Consider the following 9,339-nt stretch of genomic DNA (forward strand, 5'->3'; position numbering starts at 1 on the left):
CCTTAGAACGTCATCTGCAGGTTAATGGTGGTGTAGTGGACGGCGCCCGCATAACGGAAGATGATCTGGATTTCCGGTGCGACACGAGCATGGCGCTGGCTCTCGGGAACATCGAACACTGACGGTATGATGAACCGAACCGCCGGCGAGTAGTTGCCGTTGGCATCGAGGTCATTGGCGATGATCCCGGCGCGGAAGGCGGAACGCATAACCTGGCGCGCACCAGAAACGAGGGTTTCAAGCCCCGCGTCCGTGTACGGGATGCGATCGTTGTTCAGCAGGATGTTGAGGGTTTCTTCCTCGGTTCGCGCTATCAACCAATCCGTCGCGTGAATCTCGTCAATGAATACGTTTGGCGTCAGCGTTGATCCTTCGACGACGAAGAAGCGCCCACCGATGTCGATATAGGTGTTTGCCATGTGGCCGGCCGTCAGCGATTGGCCAAGCGCCGGCGTGAAGCCAGTAATCGACTGGACTGCAGCCGAGTTCTTGTTGATCGGCGCGATGGTAGCGAGGCTCTTGAACTTCGCAGTATAGGCGCTGTCAGCCTCATCAAAATTGCGGGTGCCAAGTGCGGCCGCCAAAGCGATGTCGCAGTATTCGGTCGCATCGGTGTGATAGAATGTGGCCGTGCGGTCGGCAGTGCCCTTGTGGCGGGCCGAGATGCAGGTCGTGTTCGCCGGCGTTTCGTGGCCGACGTCATTCGACCCGATGATGGCCATCTTGTTCTTGGCCTGAACCCAAGTCACGAGCCCGTCGAGCTGCGCGGTATCGCGAAGAGCGGCGTCAATGGTGATCCAGTACCAGTCGGCGTCGGCATCATAGAGCGTGTCCAACTGGGTCTGAAGCTCTGCCGCGGTCGGGGAAACATCAATGGTAACGAAGCCCGCCTTTATCTGGATCGGGCGCGGTTCCTGGGCAAATGCCGCGAGAGCGGCCTTGTAGAACTCATCGCTTGGCGAGAAAGCTGCGGCCACCTCGTCCATCGACCCGGCAAGAAACGTGCGATGCGATGCGTCGAGCACGCCTGCCTTGGCGGTACCAGTCAGAAACAGCGGGACACCGAAGCCGCGCTTGCTGGCGAATGCGTCATTGCGGGACAGCGTAACATTGACCACCCGCGAGTATGGAAGCTTGGCCATACCTTGATCCTTTCAGATAAGCCCCAGCGGGCGATTTGAGGAAGTTGAGGCATCAGCCCCGGATAAATTCGAACGAGTATTCCTCGATCGTGTCGATGACGAAGCCGTCCTTGACCAGCCCACGCAAGAAGACATCCATTTGGGCGCGTGGCTCCCAACGGTTGTTGATCCAGTCCGGAACGTCGCGAATCTGGCTGATCTCGTGCGGGATCAGACCGGGCATCAACGGCTCGTTCATCTGGGTGAGATGAAAGGCAGTGCGAATCGGCCTCAGCACATCCGTCGGCGATGGTCCGTATGAGTGAACGGAGAACCTGAACTCAACCTCGATGACAGGCGTGGCGAGGATTTTGGTCTTGCCTTCGCCGTTCGGAACTCCCGTATCCGTGTAGACGTCTTCCTGCGCCCATTTGCGGACTTCGGCGACACCGGTCGGGTTGACCATGATGTATGGCAGCGCCGGATCATCTCCGCCCTGATAGGACTGAATGACGGTCTTGCCGGTAATTGAAGCAATCCAGTGCACCAGCGCAACGGTCACCTGGGCATCGGTCATTTCAGCAACCCAAGCGCGGCGCGATAGAAATCACCTTCGTCGCGATCACGCACGAACAGAACCCTGTGCTCCTTGCCTTTGTAGGTGATGACATCGTCGATCAGGATCTCCGAACGGCTCCATGCCAGATACTTGGCTTCTGTCCGGATGCCTTCCGGCATGTCCTTCAGTTCCCAGCCTGAAACCGGCTGTATCGTGGCGCTGATCGCGATCGAGGCCGGTGCGCCCGCTACCCACACGCCATCGGCGTTGTACGCGCCGGTGGCCTTGCGCGTACGCGTGACTGACACCGCGAAGGCATCTATCGCAATCCCGACGTCAAGCAGCATCAGTCATCTACCTTGTAGGTGATCGAGGCGCGCAAGCGGCCGGTGTCGATCAACGGATTATCGGAACCCTTGAGGGCGATTGTAACCGGCGAGTTCGGCGGAGATCGAAGCGCCGTAATTTCCTTCTGCACGTCGCCCTGCCCCATTATGCCGAGCTTGGTGACGACAGATTTCATATTGGTCGAACCAAGTAACACCGCCTTGGCTGCGCTGCGCATCGCCGAGCGGTAGTTTGAGCGGTTGTTGCGCATCGCATTGGTGAGGAACGGTCGTTCCGGTATCGGTCCGCCCCAACCGCCACCTGATGCTCCGCCTTTGGTGCCGAAGTGGTTCCAGACACCGATCTTGATGATTTCTCCGTCGGCGGCGCCCTTTGGAAGCCCGACTTTGACCTTTGACGGGCCGGACAGCCCTTGCGCGCTCAACGTCATGTGTCGGATGCGCTTGGCCTTGACCGTGAACATCAGACCGCAACAACCCCGCCGAAGCTGAGGCGCATGAGAGCGAGATAGCGCTGCCCGTAGACACTGGAAGCGTATCCACCGGTTATTCCTGCGGCACCGCCCACACCGGCATACTCGACCTCGACGTCACCGACCTTCATGCGCTTCACCGCGCCCGAGATCGTGCCACCGCCGACACCGCCACCTTTGGACCGCTGCGGCTCACCCTCCATGGCGAGCTTGTGCGCGGCCAGCAGCATTTGAGCTTGCGCCCGGTCTCGCTGAAGCCAGCCGTCACCGATCACACTGCTGGATTCGCCCAGAACCAGCGAAATCAGTGCATCCGACACGGGTGCGAATTCCGGATAGCGGGCCTTGAACATTTCAGCGCTCAAGGCGTTCGTCAGCGGCGAGATCGCAAGCGCCCCCAGGAACAGCGTCGAAACACTGCTGTCCGGGAATGTTATCTGGGCACTGTGATAGAAATTCCCGACCAGAGCGGACGTATCGCCTGGCGTCAGCGTGACCTTGAACACGCCCCCCGTCGCATCGGTGATCGAGCCAGCCTTGGATATCAGTGCCGTGCCGTATGGCGCTGCTGCTGCCTTCCACGTGATGGTGGCACCCGTCAGATTGATCGGCGTACCATCTTCATTCTTCGCCTGAACGTTGATGATCCGACTATCACCGGCAATAATCGAGATATCAGCCATTCCCGTTTCTCCGTGCAATGATCGTCGTCGACTGCCGAACAGCAATCACTGAAGAGGCATGAACCATACCCACAACACTCGAATCGTGATCCACCCCGACAATTGCATCTTCTCGGTCGGCAACGGCCACTACGCTCGACACCCGCGATCGGAACAACGGAGATGCAGCAGCTTTCGAAAGCTCGGCCGGTGCCCCTGCAATCAGAATGCCGGTATCGAGAGCCAGCAATCGGCGCCCGATATTGAGAGCCGCGACCGCACCGGCGATATCAATTGCGCCAGTATCGCCCTGCAAGCGCCGGCTCGTGCGCATCATCACAGGTGACCCTGTTACGACAATGCTGCCCTGGTTACCGATGAGCGTTCGACTGCGCTTCAGCGTTGCAGGCGAGGTGTTAATTATGATCGACTGGCCGTTGGCCGTGACCCGGCGACTGCGATTGACCTGGGCAGGTGTGCCCGACACAACCAAAGAGCCAGCAGATGCAGTCAGCCGGCGCGTGACGATCATTGTGGCCGAGGAGCCGGTGATCGTAAGAGCACCGCCCAGTGCTTGCAGTGAACCCGCCTGAGACTTGAGAAGCGTGGCTGCCGTGCCGTTGATCGCAACAGCGCCTGCTGATGCAACGAGCCGATGGGCAACCTTCAGGTTGGCGGTGGCCGTCGCAATCGCAATCGCCGCAGTCGTGGTCGCCAGTACGCGCGCGCGCCGGAGAGAAGCACTTGTGCCAGCAATGACAACAGCACCCGCAGAAGCAGCAATCTTGCGACCACGGTGAAGTTGAGCATTCGTCCCCGTGATGGATACGCTGCCGCCTGATGCGCCCAGCCTGTAGCCTTTATTCAAGCCCGCGGCGGCGCCCGTGATCGCCACGGCTCCCGCATTTGCGCTGATCTTGCGGCCTGAGACGATCAAACCCGCAGACGAGCCGCTGAGAACGATCGCTCCGCCGCTTGCCGTCAGCGGTGCAGCGCCTTTGCGGAGATTGGCGTTTGTACCCGCTATCGTCACAGTGCCGGCAGAGCACGTCAGAATGCGCGTGACCTTGATGGTGGTCGAGGTGCCCGCGATTGCGACTGTGCCGCCATTCGAAGTTAGTTTGCGTCCGGCTTTCAGGGCCGCCGACGTGCCGGCAATAGCCCCAGAACCGGCATTTGCAACGAGCGTGCGCCCAACCTTGAGATTGGCCGCTGTACCAGCAACTCCAACGGATCCACCGTTTGCAGTTAAACTATATCCGGTTGACGCTGCCTTGGCGGCCAGTTCGAGGAAGAACGTTCCGGCGAATTGAGTGCCTGAGCCGATGCTGTTCGTGTACTGCGGCAGCGGGATCGCTACATTCGCCCAGTTGATTGCTATGTGGAACTGACGACCGTCGGCGGGCAGATTAAAGGTGTTATCCGATAGCTCGGTCAGTCCCGAACCTGGAGCATTTGTTGATACCGAGACGTTATTCTGGACACCGATAAGTACAGTGCCGTTCTCGTCGTCAAGGAAACCTGATGAACTGCCAGTGAAGACAGTCGTGCTTTGCGTTACCGTCGTGAAGTGGCTCGGAGAAGCCTGAACCGCACCGTTGCGCCCTTGGCTCACATCGCAATCGAACTCAGCGACGTGCCAGACACAGCCCTGATGCGAAGTTCCGAACGTGATCGTAAGTGCGCCACTCGACGGGCTGGCGGCACTCGCGATCCAGACGCTTGCGCCGGACCAAGTGCCCTCAAGCGAACCTTCAGCGAGCTTCGTGAACGTCAAGCCAGCGCCTGAAATGCCGCTCGGCGCATTGTTATCGCCGACGTACATGCAGACAAGGATGATGGCCTTGTTGGCCGCTGGCGAGATGCTGGCGGTATTGTACGAGGTGCCAGTAGCGGTGCTGCCGCCCGTTGTCAGAAGGTTGGCGGTGATGGGGACTTTATTGCGCGGTGTCGTGCCCGTCGCTCGATCGAGCCGGAGATATGTCGCAATGGACATTAATCAACGCTCCAAATTTCGAACGCGAAACCTCCAAAAGCGTCGTTGGCGGTGGTGTTGTTCGGTCCGCCGTATTTCAAGCCAGTTGAGGCGACGAGCGTCTCAACCCCATATGCTGCATCCCATGTAAGCGATGCGCCAGGCGTCAGACCAGTGACGAGAAATTCAGCATCCACGCTGACCATGGCGGTGGCAACCGCGGTGTTTCCGAGAGATTGCGTCGGGGCCACACGCCCCTTGACCGTGGAGCCTTCGAGGACACCCAGCAGGATGCTCGGGAATGTCGTAGCGCCATGCAAGACACCATGCATCCGAACCAGAACATTCCCGCTGGCCGGCACCGTGAAGTTCAGCCGGAGATTGGTGGTATCGAGAGCGGTCATCGCCAATGCGGCGGTGGTGACCTTGTTTACTGCTGTCGTGGGGTCGTAAAGCTTGCCAGCGAGAAGCGCCATGATGCGACCTTACGTGATGGTCAGGATAGTGGCGCCAAAGTCCAGCGTGAAGCTTTCGCCGTCCGCCAATGTGATCGACGAGCCATAGTCCCAATAACCGATCAGGGCATCGGCCGGCGATGTTGTGGTGTCGTTGTAGAGCACCGCATAGCGGAACGGGCCTACAGAGCCGCCTGAAGCAGTGAAGACATTGTCGGTGGCGACAAGGGAACCCACGCCTCCGGTCTCTGTATAGCCTACCCCAGCAAGAGTGAGCCCGCCACCAGCGCCGCCAGTGTAACCGCCGCCCGTCGAGATTTGGGTGATATCAGAGAGCTGAACGTGCGTTGCCGCGTTTGGCGCTGCATTCGTCAGCGCAATCTTGAGCGTATCGGCGTTCAAATTGTGGTTCTTCTTGCCGAGCTGCTCGGCGAAGTCCTGATATTTGGTGAATGACGACGTTGGCATATCGGCTCCTGATTATTCTTCGGACGCGTCCGGCTTCTTGCCCTTCGGCTTGCTTTCTTTTTCGGCCGCAACCTCTTCGATCGCACCGGCGCGCAGCCAGGCTTTGACGACGTCATTGCCGCTGACGATATCCCAGTTGTTGACCTCGACAGTCTTGCCGGCGCGGATCACAGGACCCTGCGGCAGACGAAGATCCGTATCGTGGTTGGATTTGATGACAGTCATGACGACACCTCGTGAGTGGACGAGCGCGGCAAGTGATCCGCCGCGCCCGAGGGATTATTCGGCCAGCTTGGCGTCGATCAGCTCTTTCAGCTTGTCGGTCGAGATGTTCTTGGCGTAGTCGATGCCAAGTTCATCGGCCTGCTTCTTGAGATCATCCCGAGAAGAGTCCGACTTCTGCGCGGCCGCCGTCAGTCGGGCGATTTCCGAGTCCCGGTCGGCGAGCTCGGCCTTAAGCGCGGCAAGCGCATCGTCGGGAGCGACGGTGCTCGATGCCTCCGGATTGGCCTTGTACGAGCCCGAGACTTCGAACCACTGCGTGGCCTCGATGTGCTCCTTCTCGCGGGCGTAGACGTCGACCTCGACGGTTTCACCAGCTTCGATGAGCACTGGGCCATTGACGGTGTTGACACCGCGCGGGCCCTTCTGGGTGTTGGTGATCTTCATGACAAACCCTCCTTAAATGCCGTCGAGATAACGGACAGACTTAGGACGGCGAACGTCGACGCCACCCAGACGCATGATTCCGGGAACGTCGAACTTCAGCGGCCCGGTCTGCCAGACTGGCAGGAAGCGGAACGACATCGGAATGTGCATTTTCAGCACTTCCGGCGACCGGCGATAAGCAACCATGCGTTTGGTGCTGCCGGCACCAGCCGCATCGAGATAGCCGAACAGGCCGCTAATGGTCAGCGGCTGGCGCCTGGTGCGGGTGTAGATGTTGTTCCGCTCGATCCATTCGAGGATCGTGGTCTGATTGACCGCATCGATCCGGCGGGTGGAAAGGTCCAACAACACTGAGTAGGGCAGAAGCAGCGTATCGGCGATTTCAGCGCCGAGCGTGCCTGTAAAGATACCCGTCAGAACGCCATTGATATCCCGAAGGATCTGGTCAGGGGTCTTGGTGGAGAAGGTTGTAGTTGAACCCGTACCGTCGGCCGGCGCAGTCGTTGCCGTGACAGTGGCGTTGTTGACCAATCCCGAATAGCCCTTGCCGGTATCACCGACAAAGCTGACAACATCGATTTTTTCTTCAGCGATACGGCGTGCCGCAGAAGCCTTTTCGGGATTGAGGTTCATGCCAAGAAGCTGGGCTGTGCCGAGTTCTTCAAGGTTATAGCCGTACCCGATGGCAGCCATGCTGACGGACGTTTCCAATTTGTCACGGGTCAGTTCAACCTTTGGCACGTCATGGGCATTGCCATTGAACCATTCTGCCCGACCGACAGAATCCATCGAGAAGTACGTGACGGACTGAATCCATTCGGGTGCACTGTAGTCGACCGGGATCAGGGAAGAATACTGTATCTCCTGATACTGCATCGCGTAGACGGTTGGTTCGATCAGCGAGGCCTGACGGATGAGAAAGCTCATCGCGACCTGCTGAGCGTCGTTCATGTTAATTGCGTTCATTGGAGGTCGCTCCTGTTAGCCGAGACGAAGCGCTGCGAGACCGGCACCGGAAGTGCTGGTATCCCATTGAGCGCCCGCGATGAGGGTGTTTCCGGAAGCGACGTTCGTGAGAACACCGGTTGCCGGGACGTAGTAGACGGGATCGCCGACGGCGACCGCGACCGAGGCCTGTGCAACAATGACGCCCTTTTTCATGACGGCGACGTTGTCGAACTGCTCGTATTTTCCGGTTGGACGGGTCGTGTCGAGAACGGCGATACCGCAGAACTTGACGGTAATCTCCGAATCCACGACCTGATTATCGGCCGTACCCTGAACCGCGACCTTGCCGAAACCGATGCCTTCAACGTCTTCCGCCAGGCGGGTGACGACGTCGGAAGGCTCCATGTTGAGGACCATGCCCTCAACCCAACGCGCGTGTGTGGCGTTATAAGTGGTCTGAATTGCGGGCATTACGCTGCTCCTTTCGTGGGTGTTTTCCATGCATCCCGGAGACGGGCTTCCATAGCGGCATGAGCTGTGCTCGCATCGTTGGTGCCGTCCGTCTTGAGACCGCCCTGCACGACAGTGCGGAAGGGATCGCCCGGGTTCTTGGCGGCATCCTCGGCGAGAATGTCGAAGCGGGCGTCGACATAGGCCTCGGCCTTGTCCTTGACGGCTTCGTCACCCAGCTTGGCGGCGACAACAGCCTTACGGATGGCTGCATCGGTCAGGCCGTCGGTCTTGACGTCCTTAGCAATGGCCTTGGCTGTGGTGATCAGGTCCGCACGGTCCTGAACGCGCTTGTCGAGCGCAGCAGCGTCGAGCACCTTGCCCTTGAGGTCGTCGATCTCGGCGTCCTTCTTCGCGAGCTGCGCATCCTTGTCGGCAACGAGCTTGGCATGATCGGAATCTGCCTTTGCCTGAGCCGAATGGGCGTCGGTAATCTGCTTGTTGAGGTTGTCGATCGTGCGCTGCACGATCTGGGCGTCCTTGTCGGCCAACTCGACCGAGAGGCCGTCAACAGTAATGGTCCTGGTCGTCATTGACCTGTTTCCTTTCGTTTCTTCGTCGGAAGTGATCGGGGTGATGCCCCATGCGTGCGCACCGTCGCCGATGCGAACCTGCTTGCCGGCGCGGCCGCGCTGCACGATGGCAACGTGGTTGATCCGGATGTTCTTCTGAATGGCGTCGTAGGCCTCGCCGCTTGGCGTGGTGCCGGCGGTGAAATCGAGGTCGCAGGTGTAGCCAGCGCTCAGTTCCTGCTTGCCGCCCTCAATGTCGTTGATCGCTGTCTCATCGCTGACCATCAGCGGGACACGGATAAAGATGCCCTCGCCCGCGATTTCGTCGCCGGTCTGACCGACTGCAACGTCCTTCCAGGTCTTCGAGGTGACCAGTTCGCTCGGATGATCATTCGTCACCGGTCGATGGGCCGCGCTCTTAAGTGTCTCATCAGAGAACACCTCTGAGCCCGGCCGATAGACCCGGACAAGTGGCATTGCCGGCTTGCCGACCTCGGAGCCGAGATACGTCTGGATACCAGTGCGCGCGATGCGTGCGTCGGCGACAAGATAGCCGTCATCTCGCCGGCGCGTTCCCGCGACGGTCACAGCATCTGTGAATTGCATGGGAATCTCGCTATAGGGGAGTGGGTATCGGGGG

At 59.4% G+C, this 9,339-nt stretch carries 13 protein-coding genes; all 13 read right to left on the reverse strand.

All coding sequences use genetic code 11. The features are described 5' to 3' along the window. Nucleotides 1-2: 2 nt before the first annotated feature. Genes HQ945_RS08355 through HQ945_RS08415 form a run of 13 tightly spaced genes read right to left on the reverse strand, consistent with a single transcriptional unit; the run spans nucleotide 3 to nucleotide 9,305 of the window. Entirely contained in the window at nucleotides 3-1,142 is a 1,140-nt protein-coding gene (locus HQ945_RS08355) for a DUF3383 family protein (protein ID WP_174207923.1), read from the reverse strand. A gap of 52 nt (nucleotides 1,143-1,194) precedes the next feature. Continuing rightward, nucleotides 1,195-1,698 (reverse strand): phage neck terminator protein, encoded by a 504-nt coding sequence (locus HQ945_RS08360; RefSeq protein WP_174207924.1) that lies wholly within the window; start codon nucleotides 1,696-1,698, stop codon nucleotides 1,195-1,197. Then, a complete protein-coding gene (locus HQ945_RS08365) occupies nucleotides 1,695-2,027 on the reverse strand; it encodes a hypothetical protein (RefSeq protein ID WP_174207925.1) in 333 nt (110 codons plus the stop codon). The genes HQ945_RS08360 and HQ945_RS08365 overlap by 4 nt, the downstream gene beginning before the upstream one ends. Then, nucleotides 2,027-2,491, reverse strand: a complete 465-nt coding sequence (locus tag HQ945_RS08370) for a phage virion morphogenesis protein (protein ID WP_174207926.1) — start codon at nucleotides 2,489-2,491, stop codon at nucleotides 2,027-2,029. The genes HQ945_RS08365 and HQ945_RS08370 overlap by 1 nt, the downstream gene beginning before the upstream one ends. Continuing rightward, nucleotides 2,491-3,183 carry a DUF4054 domain-containing protein gene (locus HQ945_RS08375; RefSeq protein WP_174207927.1) on the reverse strand — a complete coding sequence of 231 codons (693 nt, stop codon included), beginning with the start codon at nucleotides 3,181-3,183 and terminating at the stop codon, nucleotides 2,491-2,493. Before HQ945_RS08375 ends, HQ945_RS08370 begins: the two co-directional genes overlap by 1 nt. Further along, on the reverse strand, nucleotides 3,176-5,158 hold the full coding sequence (locus HQ945_RS08380; RefSeq protein ID WP_174207928.1) for a hypothetical protein: 1,983 nt from the start codon (nucleotides 5,156-5,158) through the stop codon (nucleotides 3,176-3,178). The genes HQ945_RS08375 and HQ945_RS08380 overlap by 8 nt, the downstream gene beginning before the upstream one ends. Continuing rightward, nucleotides 5,158-5,613, reverse strand: coding sequence for a hypothetical protein (locus tag HQ945_RS08385; protein WP_174207929.1), 456 nt, complete (start codon nucleotides 5,611-5,613; stop codon nucleotides 5,158-5,160). Before HQ945_RS08385 ends, HQ945_RS08380 begins: the two co-directional genes overlap by 1 nt. A 9-nt stretch (nucleotides 5,614-5,622) precedes the next feature. Further along, nucleotides 5,623-6,060 carry a hypothetical protein gene (locus tag HQ945_RS08390; RefSeq protein ID WP_174207930.1) on the reverse strand — a complete coding sequence of 146 codons (438 nt, stop codon included), beginning with the start codon at nucleotides 6,058-6,060 and terminating at the stop codon, nucleotides 5,623-5,625. Between the two features lie 12 nt (nucleotides 6,061-6,072). Continuing rightward, complete coding sequence (locus tag HQ945_RS08395) at nucleotides 6,073-6,285, reverse strand: hypothetical protein (RefSeq protein WP_174207931.1); 213 nt, start codon at nucleotides 6,283-6,285, stop codon at nucleotides 6,073-6,075. 54 nt (nucleotides 6,286-6,339) lie between these two features. After that, nucleotides 6,340-6,729, reverse strand: coding sequence for a hypothetical protein (locus HQ945_RS08400; RefSeq protein ID WP_174207932.1), 390 nt, complete (start codon nucleotides 6,727-6,729; stop codon nucleotides 6,340-6,342). Nucleotides 6,730-6,741: 12 nt separating this feature from the next. Beyond that, nucleotides 6,742-7,695 (reverse strand): DUF2184 domain-containing protein, encoded by a 954-nt coding sequence (locus HQ945_RS08405; RefSeq protein ID WP_174207933.1) that lies wholly within the window; start codon nucleotides 7,693-7,695, stop codon nucleotides 6,742-6,744. A gap of 15 nt (nucleotides 7,696-7,710) precedes the next feature. Beyond that, nucleotides 7,711-8,148 (reverse strand): structural cement protein Gp24, encoded by a 438-nt coding sequence (locus HQ945_RS08410; RefSeq protein ID WP_174207934.1) that lies wholly within the window; start codon nucleotides 8,146-8,148, stop codon nucleotides 7,711-7,713. After that, nucleotides 8,148-9,305, reverse strand: a complete 1,158-nt coding sequence (locus HQ945_RS08415; protein ID WP_174207935.1) for a DUF2213 domain-containing protein — start codon at nucleotides 9,303-9,305, stop codon at nucleotides 8,148-8,150. The genes HQ945_RS08410 and HQ945_RS08415 overlap by 1 nt, the downstream gene beginning before the upstream one ends. Between the last annotated feature and the right edge of the window lie 34 nt (nucleotides 9,306-9,339).

Origin of the sequence: Phyllobacterium pellucidum, assembly GCF_013327855.1 — a bacterium.
GTDB classification, from domain to species: domain Bacteria; phylum Pseudomonadota; class Alphaproteobacteria; order Rhizobiales; family Rhizobiaceae; genus Phyllobacterium; species Phyllobacterium pellucidum.

Coding starts and splice junctions, on each gene's coding strand:
- HQ945_RS08355 (WP_174207923.1), bottom strand. CDS start 1,142: ATGGCCAAGCTTCCATACTCGCGGGTGGTCAATGTTACGCTGTCCCGC.
- HQ945_RS08360 (WP_174207924.1), bottom strand. CDS start 1,698: ATGACCGATGCCCAGGTGACCGTTGCGCTGGTGCACTGGATTGCTTCA.
- HQ945_RS08365 (WP_174207925.1), bottom strand. CDS start 2,027: ATGCTGCTTGACGTCGGGATTGCGATAGATGCCTTCGCGGTGTCAGTC.
- HQ945_RS08370 (WP_174207926.1), bottom strand. CDS start 2,491: ATGTTCACGGTCAAGGCCAAGCGCATCCGACACATGACGTTGAGCGCG.
- HQ945_RS08375 (WP_174207927.1), bottom strand. CDS start 3,183: ATGGCTGATATCTCGATTATTGCCGGTGATAGTCGGATCATCAACGTT.
- HQ945_RS08380 (WP_174207928.1), bottom strand. CDS start 5,158: ATGTCCATTGCGACATATCTCCGGCTCGATCGAGCGACGGGCACGACA.
- HQ945_RS08385 (WP_174207929.1), bottom strand. CDS start 5,613: ATGGCGCTTCTCGCTGGCAAGCTTTACGACCCCACGACAGCAGTAAAC.
- HQ945_RS08390 (WP_174207930.1), bottom strand. CDS start 6,060: ATGCCAACGTCGTCATTCACCAAATATCAGGACTTCGCCGAGCAGCTC.
- HQ945_RS08395 (WP_174207931.1), bottom strand. CDS start 6,285: ATGACTGTCATCAAATCCAACCACGATACGGATCTTCGTCTGCCGCAG.
- HQ945_RS08400 (WP_174207932.1), bottom strand. CDS start 6,729: ATGAAGATCACCAACACCCAGAAGGGCCCGCGCGGTGTCAACACCGTC.
- HQ945_RS08405 (WP_174207933.1), bottom strand. CDS start 7,695: ATGAACGCAATTAACATGAACGACGCTCAGCAGGTCGCGATGAGCTTT.
- HQ945_RS08410 (WP_174207934.1), bottom strand. CDS start 8,148: ATGCCCGCAATTCAGACCACTTATAACGCCACACACGCGCGTTGGGTT.
- HQ945_RS08415 (WP_174207935.1), bottom strand. CDS start 9,305: ATGCAATTCACAGATGCTGTGACCGTCGCGGGAACGCGCCGGCGAGAT.